The 16,100-nt window shown below is 61.6% G+C and carries 17 protein-coding genes; 5 read left to right on the forward strand and 12 right to left on the reverse strand.

The features are described 5' to 3' along the window. The first annotated feature begins 59 nt into the window (after positions 1 to 59). Positions 60 to 728: a FadR/GntR family transcriptional regulator gene (locus MU856_RS17145; protein WP_263588030.1), complete on the forward strand. Its 669-nt coding sequence runs from the start codon at positions 60 to 62 to the stop codon at positions 726 to 728. 26 nt (positions 729 to 754) lie between these two features. Here MU856_RS17145 and MU856_RS17150 read toward each other — a convergent pair whose 3' ends face one another. The 7 genes from MU856_RS17150 to MU856_RS18780 all read right to left on the reverse strand — a co-directional run bounded on the left by MU856_RS17150 (position 755) and on the right by MU856_RS18780 (position 5,269). Continuing rightward, positions 755 to 1,225, reverse strand: a complete 471-nt coding sequence (locus MU856_RS17150) for a PaaI family thioesterase (RefSeq protein WP_263588031.1) — start codon at positions 1,223 to 1,225, stop codon at positions 755 to 757. Next, the gene (locus MU856_RS17155) at positions 1,218 to 2,213 is read right to left on the reverse strand and encodes a fumarylacetoacetate hydrolase family protein (RefSeq protein ID WP_263588032.1); all 996 of its coding nucleotides are present in this window, start codon (positions 2,211 to 2,213) and stop codon (positions 1,218 to 1,220) included. The genes MU856_RS17150 and MU856_RS17155 overlap by 8 nt, the downstream gene beginning before the upstream one ends. Before the next feature lie 12 nt (positions 2,214 to 2,225). Beyond that, complete coding sequence (locus MU856_RS17160) at positions 2,226 to 3,110, reverse strand: ABC transporter substrate-binding protein (RefSeq protein ID WP_263588033.1); 885 nt, start codon at positions 3,108 to 3,110, stop codon at positions 2,226 to 2,228. Between the two features lie 36 nt (positions 3,111 to 3,146). After that, complete coding sequence (locus MU856_RS17165) at positions 3,147 to 4,280, reverse strand: FAD-dependent monooxygenase (RefSeq protein WP_263588034.1); 1,134 nt, start codon at positions 4,278 to 4,280, stop codon at positions 3,147 to 3,149. A 223-nt stretch (positions 4,281 to 4,503) separates the two neighbouring features. Then, on the reverse strand, positions 4,504 to 4,674 hold the full coding sequence (locus MU856_RS17170) for a hypothetical protein (RefSeq protein WP_263588035.1): 171 nt from the start codon (positions 4,672 to 4,674) through the stop codon (positions 4,504 to 4,506). 32 nt (positions 4,675 to 4,706) lie between these two features. After that, a complete protein-coding gene (locus tag MU856_RS17175) occupies positions 4,707 to 4,982 on the reverse strand; it encodes a hypothetical protein (RefSeq protein ID WP_263588036.1) in 276 nt (91 codons plus the stop codon). 56 nt (positions 4,983 to 5,038) lie between these two features. Continuing rightward, entirely contained in the window at positions 5,039 to 5,269 is a 231-nt protein-coding gene (locus tag MU856_RS18780; RefSeq protein WP_412072798.1) for an FAD-dependent monooxygenase, read from the reverse strand. A gap of 511 nt (positions 5,270 to 5,780) precedes the next feature. Between MU856_RS18780 and MU856_RS17180 the strand changes: the two genes are divergently transcribed. Beyond that, on the forward strand, positions 5,781 to 6,983 hold the full coding sequence (locus tag MU856_RS17180; protein WP_263588037.1) for an MFS transporter: 1,203 nt from the start codon (positions 5,781 to 5,783) through the stop codon (positions 6,981 to 6,983). 175 nt (positions 6,984 to 7,158) lie between these two features. Here the strand turns inward: MU856_RS17180 and MU856_RS17185 are convergent, their stop codons facing one another. Next, positions 7,159 to 7,794, reverse strand: coding sequence for a TetR/AcrR family transcriptional regulator (locus MU856_RS17185; protein WP_263588038.1), 636 nt, complete (start codon positions 7,792 to 7,794; stop codon positions 7,159 to 7,161). Positions 7,795 to 7,896: 102 nt separating this feature from the next. On the opposite strand from MU856_RS17185, the gene MU856_RS17190 reads away from it, so the two are divergent. Together MU856_RS17190 and MU856_RS17200 are read left to right on the forward strand one after the other, a co-directional pair. Then, positions 7,897 to 8,184 carry a hypothetical protein gene (locus tag MU856_RS17190; RefSeq protein WP_263589013.1) on the forward strand — a complete coding sequence of 96 codons (288 nt, stop codon included), beginning with the start codon at positions 7,897 to 7,899 and terminating at the stop codon, positions 8,182 to 8,184. A 295-nt stretch (positions 8,185 to 8,479) separates the two neighbouring features. After that, a complete protein-coding gene (locus tag MU856_RS17200) occupies positions 8,480 to 9,775 on the forward strand; it encodes an NADH:flavin oxidoreductase (RefSeq protein ID WP_263588039.1) in 1,296 nt (431 codons plus the stop codon). 98 nt (positions 9,776 to 9,873) lie between these two features. Here the strand turns inward: MU856_RS17200 and MU856_RS17205 are convergent, their stop codons facing one another. The 3 genes from MU856_RS17205 to MU856_RS17215 all read right to left on the reverse strand — a co-directional run bounded on the left by MU856_RS17205 (position 9,874) and on the right by MU856_RS17215 (position 13,050). Continuing rightward, positions 9,874 to 10,878 carry a fumarylacetoacetate hydrolase family protein gene (locus tag MU856_RS17205; RefSeq protein WP_263588040.1) on the reverse strand — a complete coding sequence of 335 codons (1,005 nt, stop codon included), beginning with the start codon at positions 10,876 to 10,878 and terminating at the stop codon, positions 9,874 to 9,876. Positions 10,879 to 11,208: 330 nt separating this feature from the next. Further along, positions 11,209 to 11,781 carry an NADPH-dependent FMN reductase gene (locus MU856_RS17210; protein WP_263588041.1) on the reverse strand — a complete coding sequence of 191 codons (573 nt, stop codon included), beginning with the start codon at positions 11,779 to 11,781 and terminating at the stop codon, positions 11,209 to 11,211. A 132-nt stretch (positions 11,782 to 11,913) separates the two neighbouring features. Beyond that, on the reverse strand, positions 11,914 to 13,050 hold the full coding sequence (locus tag MU856_RS17215; protein ID WP_263588042.1) for an FAD-dependent monooxygenase: 1,137 nt from the start codon (positions 13,048 to 13,050) through the stop codon (positions 11,914 to 11,916). 463 nt (positions 13,051 to 13,513) lie between these two features. On the opposite strand from MU856_RS17215, the gene MU856_RS17220 reads away from it, so the two are divergent. After that, positions 13,514 to 15,871 (forward strand): TonB-dependent receptor, encoded by a 2,358-nt coding sequence (locus tag MU856_RS17220; RefSeq protein ID WP_263588043.1) that lies wholly within the window; start codon positions 13,514 to 13,516, stop codon positions 15,869 to 15,871. Here MU856_RS17220 and MU856_RS17225 read toward each other — a convergent pair. Then, positions 15,868 to 16,095, reverse strand: a complete 228-nt coding sequence (locus MU856_RS17225) for a hypothetical protein (protein WP_263588044.1) — start codon at positions 16,093 to 16,095, stop codon at positions 15,868 to 15,870. The genes MU856_RS17220 and MU856_RS17225 overlap by 4 nt on opposite strands. Positions 16,096 to 16,100: the final 5 nt, after the last annotated feature.

Raw genomic sequence — 16,100 nt, forward strand, 5'->3', positions numbered from 1 at the left:
TTTAATACCGTATCAATTTGCGTATTGATTGTTCCATCTACGCAAATTCGAGGGATAAGATGGTCCAGCACACTGACGACGACAGCGTCCGGCTGCATGCGCTTATCGAGGAACGCGGGCGCGGCGGCGTCGCCCGGCTACCGGCCGAACCCAAGCTGTGCGAAATACTCGGCGTGTCGCGCAGCCGCCTGCGCACGCTCCTCAAGCGCGCGGAGGCCGAAGGATTAATCTGGCGGCATGTCGGCAAGGGTACATTCGCAGGAGCGCGGCCACCGATCGGGACCGAGGCGATGCGCGACCTTCCGGTGAGCGTGGGCGACCTGTTCGACGCACGCGCCCTGATCGAGCCCCAGCTGGCGGCCCAGGCGGCGCTCCACGCGAACCCTTCGGACATTGCAGCCATGGAAGTAGTCCTCGCCGACATGGCCGCGACCCGATCTTTCGCCGAATGGAAGCGTCTCGACGCCAAGCTGCACCGGCTGATTGCGCACGCGACCCACAATGCGCTTCTCCTGCTGCTGTACGACACGCTGCACGCGCCGATGCGCTGGGGCCTGGACGCGCGGCTCGAAGAAGTCTTCGGCGCCCCCCCCGGCCCGCGCACAGCCGCGAACGCCGACCACAGCGCGGTCGTCGCAGCGATTTCCGCACACCATCCTGGCAAGGCCGAAGAGCTGATGCGCGATCATATTGTCTCGGTGCGCAGCTTTCTCTTCGGCCGTTCGTAGCGTAGCGGCGCGTCGCGTGCTTCCGCTCAGTTGATATCCCACACCGCGAGCGACGACGAAGCGGTCGCGAGCGGCATGCGATCCTCGCTGAGCAACTGGGCATGGGCGAAGGCCACCCGGCCACCGAGCTTCTCGACACCGGCACGGACATAAAGGCGGCCGATCTTGCCCGCCCGCAGCATGTTGACGTTCAGCGAGATCGTCGCGCAGGTCTGTCCCGGACGGAGCGCCGACAGAACCGCGACCGCCATCGCGGTATCGAGCATCGCCGCCATGGTGCCGCCATTCACGACGCCATTGCCCTGTGCCGTCCCCTCGTCCGCGACGAAGGACAAAAGCACGTCGCCCGCCTGCCCATCGACGAGGATCGCGCCCATCGATATGAACGCGGGGTTGCAGGTCAGCGGAACATCGCGCTTCTCGGCGGCGATGGCGTCAGCGACGAAACGGCGGGTTTCATTGTCCTTCGCAGACGCCTCGGCAGTCTTCTCATCCATTGGCGGTGACACAGCGGATCTGCTGTGCTCCCAAGCCGTCGATTTCGCCGATCATCAGGTCGCCGTCGGTCAGATAGCGATTATAATGGGTGCCGTTGCCGGCCGGCGATCCGGTGCAGATGATGTCGCCTGGCAGAAGGCGCGCGTAGCGCGAAATATATTCAATCTGGCGGACGATATCGAACATCATGTCGCCCGTCGTCTCGTTCTGCATCAACTGCCCCTCGACACTTAGCCGGATCCGAAGATCGTATGGATCGGGGATGAATCGCGCGGGAACGAGATAGGGTCCGAACGGCAAAAAACCGACCTGGCCCTTCGAGCGCAGCCAGTCGGTGCCGAGCAATTTATAGTCGGTGCGCGGGATAAGATCGCGCGCGCTGATATCGTTGACGATGGCATAGCCCGCGACATGCTCCATCGCCGTCTCGCGGCCGATCTGATAGCCACCTTTGCCGATCACCACGGCCAGCTCGAGTTCCCAGTCGGGCTTGGCCGTGTTCGCGGGCAGGACCAGCGTGTCATTGGGGCCAGCGACGGTCGAAATCGGCTTGGTGAAAACATAGGGTTCGCCGTGCGCGAGGCGATCGTCCATCATCTTCTCGGCCCAGAGCCGTAATTCGTCACCCGACAAGCCTTCGGGGCCAGCATTGGTATCGACCGTAAGGTGAACGACGTGGGTGCGATAATTTGCGCCCGTGCAGAAGATCTGCCGCGGGAGGTCGACCGGCGGATGGAAGTGGACCGCTGCGCAATCGTGCCATGTCACGCTCTTGAGCCCCTCGGCTGCCCCGGCGAGGTGGCCAAGGGCCGCCTCGGCAGCCCCCCAATTCTCGAGCAGGGCAAGAAGCGAGGCCCCGGGGGGTATCGCGCTGTCGGGGTACGCCGCGACCAGATCGCCCAGCAGCGCAACCCTTTCCCCAATAACCATCGCGGCGCCTTTAGGACCGCCTGCCACCGCTATCGTCGCCAGCGCGAATTTCTTCATTGGTAGCATCCTTCAATTCAATGGATCGGGCCGCCCGGGGGCGCCAAGCTGATCGAGCAGGGCGGTATCGACGAGCGCATCATAGGTCGCATCACCGCCATCCAAGCCGAGGCGCCGCCGCTGTTCGACAAGCAGCGCAATCCCGTCCCGCGACGGCCACAGCGTCGAGGCGACGAACCCCGCCAGCCGCGCCGCGATGGGAGGCGGCAGCCCCGTCGTCTGTAGTGCTGCGGCGGTCGCAGCAGGATCGCGAACGGACGCGGCTCGCGCGGATTCCATGGCCGCGAGCCAACGGACAAGCTCGCTCGCGCGGGTCTCGGGTAGCGGCGAGCGAACGACGACACCTTGTCCTGGAAAGCCCGGATAGGCGGCATCGGCGTCGGCAATTCGCCGGAGACCATGTTGTTCGGCCAGTTCCACGAACGGGGGCCCGAGAAGGGTCGCGTCGCCTTCACCCTCAAGAAGGCGGTCGAACCGCTCCTTCACGCCGCCGGCCTCAACCACATCGCAACGATCGAAATCGGTGCCGGCATCGGCGAGCATCGCGCGCAATGCGACCACGAAACCGTTGACCGCGGAATCGACGAGAAGACGTCTGCCGGCGAGCGCGGCGACCGTTTCGAATTCGGGCCGCGCCACGAGGCTGATGCCCGTCTTTGCCTCGACCTGGGCGACAATGCGGAAGGCCCCGCCGCCGGGTCGGCGATTCCACATGATCACATTGTCCATCGCGGTGACGGCGGCCTCGACCCGGCCGTCGCGCAGGGCCTCGAACTGTTCGTCGGACGACCGTGTCGCGGTGGCCTCGACGCTCACCCCCTCGCGGCCGAAAAAGCCCCGCTGCTCAGCGACGACGCTGATCGCCGGCGGAACGAACCAGATAATCTTCACCATCATTCTATGCCCTTGAAAAGCGGTTACCAAATTCCCGCACTAGTAGGGCGAGTCGAGAAAAGTGAAGCTGTCGATCATCAGCTGGGTCGCTTCGGCCCCGCTCGCGCTCTTCTGCTTTTCGAGTTCGCAAATGCGGTAGCTATTCTCATAGATGAGCGTGACCCGGCGCTCGCGCCGTTCGCTATATGCTGCGAGTGCGGCGTCCAGCGCCGCGTGCGTTTCGAGCTCCTCGGCCAGAACCACCGCATCCTCGATCGCCATGCCGCCGCCAGACGTCAGCTGCGGCGTCAGCGAATGCGCCGCGTCGCCGAGCAGCACCACGCGGCCGCGGTGCCAGGGCGCGGGCATCAGCAGGATATCGAACGACCGGTAGCTGATGTGCCAACCATCCTTCATCCGTCCGACCGCATCGCGAACTTCGGTAGCGTCGAACGGGGCAAGCCGACTGACCAGCTCACCGGCGAGCTTGTCGCGCTCGACCCGCAGGGGCTCGATCGACGTCTCGAGATAGAAATAATAGGCGGTTTCTTCCGACAGAGGCAGGAAACCAACAGAATTGCCCTCGGCGGTACGGAACATCGTGAACCCGTCGAGCGACTTTGGCCGAGGCACCGTATAGCGCCACACGCCCTGCCCTGCATAAAATGGCTGGTGCTCCTCACCGAAAACCATGCCGCGAATCTGCGAATAAACGCCATCGGCCGCCACGAGAAGATCGGTGTCCTCGGTCATCCCGTTCGAGAGTTCGACTTCGACACCGTCGCCATCCTGCGCGAGCCGGACAATTTTCGTCTGATACGAAATGCGCACGCCCGCCGCGAGCGCGTTGCGCGACAAGATGTCGGCGAAGGTCGTCCGCATGATGCCAAGCGCCCCTGGGCGGCCGGGATGCTTCGCCCACGGCAGCCCGAAACTGTTGATCACATTGCCGTCCTTGTCCCGGTTGGTGATCGTCTCCCAGCCGAAACCCTCGGCAACGCATTCTTGCAGAAGACCCAATTGCTCCAGCGCGCGCAGCGCATTGTTCTGCAAGTTGATACCGGTGCCGAGCTGATCCTCGCGCCGCGCCGCTTCGACGACATGCACGTCGATCCCCTGCCGCTGCAGGGCGATCGCGGCGACCATTCCCCCGATGCCGCCGCCGACAATCACAGCGTTCTTGATGCAAGCCATTCCAGGTCAACCTCTCATATATCAATTCTCACCGAGTCCTGGCCGCCGCAAAGCGGCAGCGGACCATGACGGCCGGCGATGTCGGGGTATAATGCACGGCGCGTATCGTAAATGTCAATCGTCCACCCGCTATATCCACCCGATGCCCTGCTGCGGCGGCGGGCACGATCTCACCAGGAAGCGCCTCCCCGCGGGCGCGGCGAGGCTGGCGACGACGCGCTCACTATCCGGGCAATGCCTGCGGGCCGGAAGCGGCACCATAGACGTAGCGGTCAGGCCGGACGATGATGGCCACGGCGTCATTGCGCGCCAGCCAGTCGGCGAAACAGTCGCTGACACCGCGCATCCCGGATCGCGCGTCGTCCCCAGCCTCGCCTTCGCCGATCAGCACCAATTGCCCGCCAATCACGGCTCAATCCCGCGCAATTACAGGATCGAAATCGAGCACCGCAGGGTCGCGCGCCACGATAGGAACTCGGGCTCGACGAGGTCGCCCATGCGTGCCGTGCTGCCGTTGGCGCGCGCGATCTCGGGCTGGACGAAAAGCGCGCCCGCAGCAGGAGAACGCGAATCGACCAGCCCCCTGCCAAGCCACGGAACGAATGCCTGGCGATCGGTGGACACCGATCCGCTGCGCAATTGTTCGGCCAGCAACGTGTCGCGCTCGGCCGCCCGGAGCGGGTCGAATTCGCAGATGATCACGCCGAACTGCTTGGCGTGCGCGATGATTTCCGTGACATGCCGCCGGCGTCAGCCTCTTAGTCATCGAGCAGCCTCGGGTCGGTGCCCCTTGCCAGAACTTGCACCAACTTCCACGTGAGATTGTCGGCATCGCGAAGCCCGGCGCACGGGCCTTGCGCGAGGAACGGCGGCATGGTGTGGGCCGCATCGCCCTCGATCAGGAGCCGGTTGCTGCGCCAATGACGCGACCGCGGCGCGAAAGCGATCGACCGCGGTGCGCCAGAGCGACAAGGCATCGACATCGACATAATCAGCGGGCAAATCGCGAACAGCCGCCTCGCTGCGGACTGCCTCGGGCGTCTCGCCGGGAAGCAGCTTGATTTCCCGGCGCCGCAGCTTGTGGGGCCGACAACGAAGGTCGCCGGTCACTTCGGCTGGCAATATTGCGCCGCTTTGAGTGAAAGCGGGGTGTCGGCGGTGAGCCATGGATCGACGACGACCCAGCATTCGGCAAAGTCCAGGTCTTCCACCGGCAACCCGGCCGCCCCGTGCGCGAGTCTATTGCGATCCTTTGTGTTCACTATTTAGCACGAATGAACAACAAGGAGCGAGCGATCAAGCCGACGCGCCCAGCTCCAGACATCACAGAAACCCAGGCATCATGTTATCTGGACGCAATATTATCTGGACGCACAGATGCGGTTTTCGAGCATTGTTTTAAAACGGGACGTATACTATATGAATTAGCAATAAAATCAGATGGACCGGTGCATCGGCCGCGGCATTGCCGACGCAAAACGATCCTGCAGGGAGAAGAATATGGCGGCCGAAGCGGGCGAGTTCAGAAGAGGGTGGCGATTTGTGCTCGGCGCGTTCATCGGCATCGGCGGCGGCTTTGCGTCGCTGTATTTCTACACTGCGGGCCTGTTCATAAAGCCGCTCGCCGAGGAATTCCAGTGGACACGCGGCGAAGCCTCGTTGAGCGCCCTCTCTTTCATGATCGGGAACACGATCGCACTCCCGATCGCCGGCCGGCTCGTTGACCGTTTTGGCGAAGTACGCGTCGCGCTGACATCGGGAACGGCACTCGCGGCCGCATTCGCGATGCTTGGCAGCCTGACGGGAGGGCTGACCAGCTTCCTGCTCCTCGTCCTGCTCCTGACCATGGCATCGGCAGGGTCGACGGCCGTCAGCTATAATCGCGTGATCGTACGCCATTTCAAGGCGCAGCGCGGTCTGGCATTGGGCCTCGCGCTCACCGGCTCAGCCATCGGCGCCGCGATTGTGCCGCCGCTCCTTGCCCCCTTCATCGCCGAGCATGGCTGGCGACCGGCCTATTATGTGCTCGCCGTTCTGGCATTCGTGCTTACCGGCTGCGCCGCCCTGCTGCTCAGAGAGACAGGTCCCCGGGCCGATCTGCAGGCACAGTCGGCATCGCTGCCTTGGCGCGTCATCTGCAGCCATCCGGCCTTTTTCTCGATCAGTGCTATGATCTTCCTGTCGGCGACCGCGGTGCTCGGGACCACGCTCCACATCGTTCCGATGCTCACCGACGGCGGTCTCGATCTCGCCGCTGCCGGTTCGACGGCCTCGGCACTCGGCATTTCGGTGATCGGAGGACGAGTGATTGCCGGTCGCCTTCTCGACCGTTGGGATGCGGGCTGGGTCACCTGGATCCTGCTCACACTCGCTGCCTTCGGCATGCTGCTGCTCTGGACCGGCTATCCGGCGCTCGTCATTCCGGGCGCGATGCTCGTGGGCTTCGGAGTGGGAACCGAGGGCGATCTTCTCGCCTATCTGCTGGGCCGCCGCTTCCCCATTCGCAGCTTCGGGAGCGTCTACGGAGCGATTTTCGCAGTCCACGCCTTTGGCGCCGGCATCGGCGGCATGCTTGCGGGCGCGCTTTACGATGTTTCGGGCAATTATGGGAGTTGGCTGCTCGCCGCCGCCGCGGCGCTCGTCGTTGCCGGGTTGATCGCGCTCGCGACCGAACGCGGCATCAAGGCGCTCGCTGAAGAGTGATTGGTCGTTTCGTAATTTTCTCAGATGCCGGCAGACGGAACTGTCATGCCCCCTGCTCGTCGTCGAGCGCCAGCAGAATGAAAATCATCCGGCAGGGCTTTGCCGAGCGGTTGGACCAGCTATGGTTAAGTCGCGCGCTGGATCAGCACGCGCCGGAAGACCCTCAGACAGTCGATCAGGGAAGGACGATCTTTGTGTTCTCGTCAAACTCGATACCGATCAGCCGGAAGACCGCCAGCGGATAGGAATGGATAAACTCGTCATCGAGCGGCGCATGTCCCCAAAGCAACCGCATGTAGATCACGGCATAGAGCATATCCATCAACAACTCCGGACCAAGACCCTCGGGCAGCTTGTGGACCTCGTTGAGCTTTTCGACGACTTCGCGAACAACGGCGCGGCGCCCATAGTGAAACCGCTGACGAAACTCGCGAAGGACCGTCTCGTCGGACTGCCCTTCGGCCAATATCTGCGATACGATTCGGCCGGACCGTCCCGTATATTGTTCGGCAAGCGCGCGCCAGTGACGCACGAGCGCCTCGGCTGGATGCATGTCATAATGCATCGGCGTGTTGATTATGTGATTCTCGATGAAGGCATCGATGACAACCGAGGCCTTAGACGGCCACCAGCGATAAATGGTCGCCTTGCTGACCCCGGAATCGCGCGCGATCGCTTCGATGGTGAGCGACTGCACCGAACCGGTTTGGAGGAGCGACATCGTCGCTGCGAGGATCGAGCGACGGGTGGCTTCGCTTCGCGGCCGGCCTCCTCCTCGCGTTTTCGTTTCGATCTGAGCCGTTGCGTTCATTCATTCACCCTAGTTTGTACGACTTACCCGGTCAACGACCTAATTTCCACTCGAGAAATAGAAAAATTTGGCAGTTTACCAACGCTTTCGACGCGGACTCCGATGGAAAACAATTGGTGTGCGCCGTGCAAATATAATTTCGATGCGTATCGTTTACTTACTTACTTTGAAGCAGCGCGCACCGCCGTAGCAATGTGCGCAACCGCGGCTCATGCCGCCTCGGGGGGCAAACCTGCCGGCGGGTTGGCAGGAGGAATTGTACAAATTCGATCGTTCACAGTCCCGGTCACGCCCGACTATTTCAAATACGAGTTCCTAGGTCCCAAATCGCTCGAGATTCTCGAGTCCCTGGTCGGCGCGCCGCTGCGCGATCTCAAATTCAATCATTAGCACCGTGGTCGGCTCGCAGGAGCCGCGATATCGACCGGCGTGTTCTGTCTCGCGCGGTTCACTACCACCTCGAACAGCGGGTACTCGTCAACGGCTCAGCGACAATCGTGTTCAAAAACTAGGCGCGCACGCGCCTTCGCAAGACTTGCGTCCGAAGTTAAACAATCCTTGACGTATCGTTTTGAAAATAGAAGGCTCGTCGCAATTCGCCTTGCGCGCCCATTCGAGTGGCGATCGCCAGGCAGTGCGACAGCCCGCTACGGGCGTCGAAAGGATCGCGAGGAGATCTCAAAACATGCTGCCCGAGAAGATTGCCGACATTCTTTCCGCCCCGTTCAAGATCAACAAGCTGACGCTGGCCAACCGGCTCGTCATGGGTCCGATGGCCGTGGGCGCGCCGACCGCCGAAGGCGCACCGAGCGAGCAGACGATCGCCTTCTTCGAGCGGCGCGCGCGCGGCGGCATTGGCATGATTATCGCGGGCGGGGTTGTCGCGACGGCCCGGTCGTTCGAGGAAACGCCCTTCAAACCCGTGCTCCGTTTCGACGTCGAAAGTCTGATTCCGCAATTTCGCCGGGTTGCCGACACCGTGCATGCCCATGGGGTCCCGATCATCGCCGAGATCATGCCCGGCTTTGGGCGGATGGGCGTACCCGGCCCCGGACGACCGATCATTTCGGCAAGTCCCATCAATGTTGTCATTCCCGAGCAGAATTTTCCCAAAGGCGTGCTCGTTCCGGGCGGGCGGACAACGCCTGAGCCGGACGAAGCGACGGTCGAAGAAATCGAGCAGTACCGGCGCGAAATGGTCGATACCGCCAGTAATGTGCAGCGTGCCGGTTGGGACGGCGTCGAAGTCGCGGCGCATATGAGCTATTTTGCTTCCTCTTTCCTGTCGCCCAGGACCAACTGGCGTACCGATCAATATGGCGGATCGGTCGAAAACCGGGCGCGCATGCTGACTAACATCGTGCGCAACATTCGCGAGCGCCTCGGCCCCGATTTTGTCATCGGCCTCCGCATCACGGCGAACGACTATATGCCGGACGGGCAGGGAGCCGCCGGATTTTCTGCCATCGCAAAGGAGGTCGAGAAAGCCGGCCTCGACTATGTCGCGCTGTCGACCGGCTGCTATGAAACGATGGACAGGAGCGCGCCATCGGTCGATGGCGGCCTTGTCGACACCGGCGACGCGCGCCTGTTTCGGAACGCTCTTTCGGTGCCGCTGCTGCTGCAAGGTCTCCACGATCCCGCCCGAGCGGCAGAGGCGATAGCGGACGGGCATGGCGACATGGTGATGTTGGCACGGCCGATGCTGGCTGACCCCGACTATGCGCGCAAGGCGTGCTCGGGACGCACCGACGATATCGTACATTGCACGCGCGATAATCTGTGCATGCGCCGGCTGGTCTTCAATATGCCTGTGCGCTGCTCGGTCAATCCGGCCATGGGTCGCGAGAGCCGCAAGTCCGGCAGTCTGCCTCCTGCGAGGCGCTTCATTGAGGCGCCCGTCGAGAAGGCCATATTGGCGCTGACCGGATCGCGGCGATTCATGGGCCTGGTCGGCGCGGTCATTAAACGCCGCAGTTAACCTTCTCCGAGGAAAAACTATTGCCCGTGTCGCGGCCTTGCAGGCCCTCTCGCCGGCTTCTCCGGCGCGCAAAATCTGCGCGCCGGCTCCTCCAAAAATTAGGAAAGCTTGCCGGGCTGCGCCGTCGGCCACCACAGGCCTTCCTGCGGCGTGCCGAGGACATTGCGCAGGATACCGACACCCTTCGCCTCGAGTTCGATAACGTCGCCGGGATTCAGAATGATGTCATGCTCGAGCGCCGAACCGCCCTCGAGCGTCCCTGACCCGATGACGTCGCCAGGCTGGAGATATTCGCCGAGCGAAATGAACGAAAGAACTTCCTCGACTCTCCACAGGATATCCTTGCTGACGCCCTTGCCCTTGGTCTCGCCGTTCAACCGGACTTCCATCTCGATCGAATAGACGTCCTTAAACTCGTCGAGGGTCGTGATCCAGGGACCGATGCCGTGGGCGAAATTTTTTGCCTTCGTTCCGCCCATACCGATCGCGACCTCGTCCTGCTGCAGGTCTCGGCCGCTGAAATCATTGTAGAGCGTGACGCCGAAGACCGAGTCGAGTGCATTGTCCGGCGTGACATTGGTGCTGCGCCGGCCGATCACCCAGCCGAGTTCGAGCTCGTAATCCATACGCTTGATATAGCCCGGCCACGGCACGATCGCATTGTTGCCGATGACCATCGACGGCGAGTTCTGACAATAGGGTATGATACGTTCCATGGCGTCGGGAACGGTACGCCCCATTTTGGCGCTCCAGTTCTTGATGTGACCGAGGAAATTCAGTCCATCGCGAAGCACGGGGGGATCGGAAGCCGGAAGCCAGTCGACCCCATCGATCTCGATCGAGGCGTCATCGCCCCGCGCGGCAACGATGTCATTGGACTGATCGGCGAGATAGTCGCCCATCGCGAGTGCCTCCGCCATGCTCCCGGGAAAGGCCGCATTGGCGAAGCGGCGCGCCGCGTCCGGAGTGGCATGCAGCTTGGCGGCATAATGAAGCGCGGCGGCGCGCGCGAGGTCAATCACCCGGCCCTTTTCCGGCTCGACAACGACCAACCGGGCAATCTTGCCGTCGGGGCTGTCGCGAAGAATGCGTCCGAACTTCATAATCCCTCCTGATTTTAAATTGGTGTACGCTGCGTACCGTTAATAGCAAAATCATGCCCGCGCAACCGCCGAGGGAGCAGCCGAATAGCGGGCCACAAACGGCGGCGCGTCCGAAAATCTCAGCGAGACGGAATGGCTAAATTTCGTTGATTATTGCCATGCTTCGGCGAGAGCCAAGAATGTCTGAGCTTCTGGAACTTCGCGTCCGGATCGTTTCGAGTCGCTCCTCGATCGCCGAGAAACCAGTTCGCAGATGGTCGATCCACGAAAAAAATCTTCGGACAACGATCCGTTGCGTTCAGATTCTTCGGCGCTCCGAACGCCGATCGATCAGGCGCGCGCGGCGGCGGCGAGCAATTGGCTGACCGCCTTTTCCAGCATGGCGGCGTTGCGTTCGTCGATGATATTGCCGTCGTCGTCGAAGCCCGCATAGGCGGACATGACCGATGCCATCGCGGGCATGACCGTTGCACCGAGGCCAAGCTCAAGCTTGTGGCGCAACGCGATGAGGCCACGATATCCACCAAGCGGAGCGGGCGACGCCGAACTTATGGCGAAGGCGGGGCGCTCGAACGCTTCCACCATGCCGCCCTCATAATGACGAACACGCGACAGCCAGTCGAGCATGTTGAGCAGCAGCGGAGGCGGAAAACTATTATATTCCGGGCTGGCGATGAAAACCCCGTCATGGCTGGCGAACAGCGCGTGCAGCGCGAGGACTTCATCAGGAATTCCGGCAGCTTCCAATTCCGCGTCATAGATCGGCAGCGGATATTGTCCAAGGTCGAGGCGAGTCGCGTCGCCACCCTGAGCCTCGATCGATCGCACGGCGCGTTCAGCAAGCCTGGCGTTGAAAGAGCCGGGGCGGATAGAGCCGGCCAGAACGAGAATCTTCGTGGTCATTTTATCACTTTCCATGTCGGGGAGAATATCTTGCTCACTTGCTATGCCGAAGCGGATCGTCGCATTTCGCGCCGGCGGCGATACCGGATGGGCCGGGAACGCCCGTCGTTTCCGCTCTGAGCCAACTACGCGTCACATCGGCTCGGCAAGGAGTTGGAAGCCGCGGCCCATGAGTTCCATGCTCTTCTTGTGCCCCTCGAACGACGGCGACTGCTCGAGCTCGCAAATGCCGAGCGACGTTTCAAAGATGCCGCGTACGCGCGGTTCCCGGCGCTCGCCGAAGGCAGTAAGCGCTGCCTCGACATCGGTGGCGTTCGCAAGGATTTCAGCAAGCACAACGGCATCCTCGATCGCCATGCCGCCGCCCGATGTGAGCTGGGGCGACATGCTGTGCAACGCATCGCCGAGGAGAACGACACGGCCGCGATGCCAAGGAAGCGGCATCATGAGAACATCGAACGGACGATAGCTGATTGGCGAATCGGCGCTGACCATCTCGGCGGTTTCGACGAGTTCGGGCGCCGAAAAGGGCTTCATCCGGTTCCGCCATATTTCCGCGATCCGCGCCGGCTCGAGGTAATTTTGCCGTTCGCCGGTTTCGAGCACGAAATAATAGCAGCGCTCCCGGGACAGCGGGATCGCGCCGACAACATCGCCTTCCGGAGCTCGATAGAAAGTCACGCCATCCATCGACGCAGGACGGGCGGCGGTCAGGCGAATTCCGCTCTGACCGCAATAGGCTGGCGCGAACGCATCGCCGAACACGGCGGACCGCGTTGCGGAATAGGCTCCATCGGCACCGACAACGAGGTCGGCGCTGACCCGTTCACCGGTCGACAGGGTGACGTCAATGCCGTCGGACCGTTGTTCAAAAGCCGTAACGGTCGCCTCGAATTCGATGCTCGCACCGGCGCTCGTCGCCGCATTTTCGAGAATGTCGGCGAGCACGGGGCGCATGATCCCGAATGCTCCCGGACGATCGGCGCGAAATGTCCTGGGCGGACGCATTTCATCGATGAGCCGCCCCGTGGCGTCGCGCGTCTTGACGCTGTCATAACCATGACCCGCGGCCACGCAGATGTCGGCCAGCCCGAGCGCGTCAAGCGCCCGCAGCGTGTTGCCGAGCAGCGAAATGCCCGTGCCCAGGCGATTTGCCCTGCTCCCTTTCTCGACAATTCGCGCACCCACTCCCACGCGCCGGAGCGCGACGGCTAGGCTAAGTCCACCTATCCCGCCGCCCACAATTACCACATCTCGCACCGCGCCCATCGCTCATCTCCCGCTGGGGCCGCTTTCGCCTTCGCGCTTCCTGGCCCTGTAAATTGCTATAAACTTTACGGTCCGTATCGTATTAGTCAATTGCGCAGTTGGCGATTGGAGGCGACTTCGCGTCTCTCAGGCATCGCGATCAAGATCGGCGGAAGGATTTCCTACCTCTTTCGCGCCTCGATGCTCGCCGCTTCAGCTCGGCATGGCGCTCCCCGTCCTCAATCCGGAGCATTACGCGTGGGCGTGAGCAAAACGAGCCGTTTGCCCTATGGTGCATCGATGACGAACGCCACGCTGTTGCACCCCTGCCGTCCCGTTTTCGCAGAGATGGAAAAACCGCCGTGACGAGGTCGCAAGGCAGTCGATCTTCGGCAAGCTTTTTGGCTGAACGTCGGTGATTGACAACAAAACGGGCCGTACCGTATATAGGCCTTACAACAATGAAGACCTATGGGAGGGTGCCGTGAAGTTCTTTACGATTCTGAATGTGTCAACCGCTTTGGCGACCGGATTGGCCGCCTTGCCGGCGACGGCGAGCGCTCAAGAGACTCAAGTCCCGGCTGAAACGGCGCAAGCCGAATCGAATGAGGGGCTTCAGGACATCATCGTCACGGCGCAGCGCCGTGAAGAAAATCTGCAAAAGGCGGCGATCGCCATCACGGCCGTTGACGGCGAGAGCCTCACGCGTGCGTCGATCACCGACGCGACGGGGCTCTCCCGAGTGGCCCCCTCGTTGCAAGTGTCCACTATTGGCGGTTCGGCAACGCAGTTCTACCTGCGCGGCGTCGGCAATTTCACCACCAATTCGAACACCGATGCCGCTGTTGCGGTTGCGGTCAACGGCGTCAGCATCGCTCGCAGTTCGGCCGTCCAGGGCATGTTCTACGACCTTGAGCGCGTGGAAGTGCTGAAGGGACCGCAAGGTACACTTTACGGTCGCAATGCGACCGGCGGGCAGATCAACGTCATCACCCGCGCTCCCGATCTTGGAGAGTTCGGCGGCTACATGTCGGGCGAGTACGGCAATTTTGACGCCATCAAAATCGAAGGCGCAGTGAACGCGCCTATGGGTGACAACGGTGCGATCCGCGTCTCGGGCATGGTGTCGAATCGTGACGGGTATCTGTCGGACGACACCAGCGACGAGAGTATGAGCGCGGTCCGCCTGCAGATGGCCAGCGAGCTGACCGACACGATCAGGATCAGGGTCGGCGGCGACTATGCGCATGTTGGAGGCAACGGCCCCGGCGTCACCGTGCAGGGGCTGGATCGCAGCGACCGTATCGGCAGCCTCGATCCACGAGCCCAGCCATTGATCCAGAGCACACTCTCTTTTCCTGCAGGTTCGTTCCTGGGTTCACGCACCGGAATGGACGTCTATCAGGACAATGATTATTTCGGCTTCTTCGCGCAGGCGGATATCGAGACTTCGATCGGTACGCTGACCATCCTGCCGGCCTATCGCCGCGCGCAGGTCGATTTTCTGACCTGCACGGCCCAATGCTTCCAGTCCAAACTGAAGAATGATCAGTTCTCGTTCGAAGCGCGCCTCGCCTCGGACAGCGATGGCCCGCTCAACTATATCGCCGGCCTTTTCTATCTCAGCGAGACCTCGCACGAACGCGCGAACTATAACCAGGATTTCGGCTCCTTCTATTCCAATTTCAACAGTTGGACAAAGAGCTATGCGGGCTTTGCTCGCTTGACTTACGACGTCAGCGAAAGCTTCCGCCTGACCGCGGCGGGCCGCTACACCATCGATGACAAGAAGGCGGACATTTCCGCATATAATACGCGCGTTGTTTGTCCAACGCTGGCGGGCGGACCGCCCTTCTGCATCGGCACCCCCCCGATCCGGCCGGTGCAGCTCCAGGCGCCTGCCAATCTGTTCGATGCGAACGGCAATCTGATCCCGGCGCAGCCCTATGGCAATGGCGCGCTTCTCCTCGGCGCGCTGGCTCGCAATACACCGGACAATCGGTTCGAGAAGTTCACATATCGCCTTGGCTTCGAATATGACGTCGGTCCGCAATCGCTGCTCTATGGCAGTTTCGAAACGGGCTACAAATCGGGCGGCTATTTCAATTCGATCGACAATCCGATTTTCCAGCCCGAAACCATCAACGCCTGGACTTTGGGTTCGAAAAACCGGTTCCTGGACAATCGCTTGCAAGTGAATCTCGAGCTGTTCTGGTGGAACTACAAGAACCAGCAGATTTCCCGATTTGCTACCAACAGCGCCGGCGGCATCGAGTTTATCACCGACAATGTAGGCAAGACGCGCATTCGCGGTGTCGAACTGGAGCTTCTTGGAAAGATCACGTCGACGACGACGCTGACCGGCCTCGTGCAATATCTCGACACGAAACGTCAGAACTACACCTATTCGACCCCTGCGGCTGTCGGAGCGCCCGTAACGGGCTGCGCCGTGACCCCCAATGGCGCGGTATTCGATGTGAACTGTAGCGGCTTGCCCGCGATCAATGCGCCGAAATGGTCCCTGAGCGGTGGTATCGAACAAGTGATCGACCTCAGCAGCAACAGCCAGATCCTGATCAACGCGGACGGTCGCTACAAATCGAAGTCGTTTGTCGGCAACGAACAATTGGCGTCGCAGGTTCAGAAGGGGTTTTTCACGGCCGATCTGCAAGTGAAGGTGCAATTCGACAAGCCGGATTTCTATATTGCGGGTTTCGTCAATAACATCACGGACGAGAATGTTTCCGTTTTCACCTCTTTTCATCCGGCAGGTCCGGCCACCAGCTTCGACCTGCTCGCTCCGCCGCGCACCTACGGCGTCCGCGTGGGCTTCAATTTCTAGCCGACGGTTATACGACTGACTATCAGGGAGCGCGCCAGTTCATGACCGGCGCGCTCTTTTCTTGCCGGGCAAGTTTCGCCGGCCCGGGCGACGCGATGACTGACAAGGTTGGCGACATGGTCCAGTCCAAGAAGCGACAGCATCCGGGCCGGAAGCGCAACCATGATTTCCGGGATGAAGGGCGCCGGTTGCCCATTTCTATTCTCGGCGACCGTCTCATCCATCCACG

It is taken from the genome of Sphingopyxis sp. GC21 (assembly GCF_025727575.1).
GTDB lineage: Bacteria > Pseudomonadota > Alphaproteobacteria > Sphingomonadales > Sphingomonadaceae > Sphingopyxis > Sphingopyxis terrae_A.

Coding starts and splice junctions, on each gene's coding strand:
- MU856_RS17145 (WP_263588030.1), top strand. CDS start 60: ATGGTCCAGCACACTGACGACGACAGCGTCCGGCTGCATGCGCTTATC.
- MU856_RS17150 (WP_263588031.1), bottom strand. CDS start 1,225: ATGGATGAGAAGACTGCCGAGGCGTCTGCGAAGGACAATGAAACCCGC.
- MU856_RS17155 (WP_263588032.1), bottom strand. CDS start 2,213: ATGAAGAAATTCGCGCTGGCGACGATAGCGGTGGCAGGCGGTCCTAAA.
- MU856_RS17160 (WP_263588033.1), bottom strand. CDS start 3,110: ATGATGGTGAAGATTATCTGGTTCGTTCCGCCGGCGATCAGCGTCGTC.
- MU856_RS17165 (WP_263588034.1), bottom strand. CDS start 4,280: ATGGCTTGCATCAAGAACGCTGTGATTGTCGGCGGCGGCATCGGGGGA.
- MU856_RS18780 (WP_412072798.1), bottom strand. CDS start 5,269: ATGTCGATGTCGATGCCTTGTCGCTCTGGCGCACCGCGGTCGATCGCT.
- MU856_RS17180 (WP_263588037.1), top strand. CDS start 5,781: ATGGCGGCCGAAGCGGGCGAGTTCAGAAGAGGGTGGCGATTTGTGCTC.
- MU856_RS17185 (WP_263588038.1), bottom strand. CDS start 7,794: ATGAACGCAACGGCTCAGATCGAAACGAAAACGCGAGGAGGAGGCCGG.
- MU856_RS17190 (WP_263589013.1), top strand. CDS start 7,897: ATGGAAAACAATTGGTGTGCGCCGTGCAAATATAATTTCGATGCGTAT.
- MU856_RS17200 (WP_263588039.1), top strand. CDS start 8,480: ATGCTGCCCGAGAAGATTGCCGACATTCTTTCCGCCCCGTTCAAGATC.
- MU856_RS17205 (WP_263588040.1), bottom strand. CDS start 10,878: ATGAAGTTCGGACGCATTCTTCGCGACAGCCCCGACGGCAAGATTGCC.
- MU856_RS17210 (WP_263588041.1), bottom strand. CDS start 11,781: ATGACCACGAAGATTCTCGTTCTGGCCGGCTCTATCCGCCCCGGCTCT.
- MU856_RS17215 (WP_263588042.1), bottom strand. CDS start 13,050: ATGGGCGCGGTGCGAGATGTGGTAATTGTGGGCGGCGGGATAGGTGGA.
- MU856_RS17225 (WP_263588044.1), bottom strand. CDS start 16,095: ATGGATGAGACGGTCGCCGAGAATAGAAATGGGCAACCGGCGCCCTTC.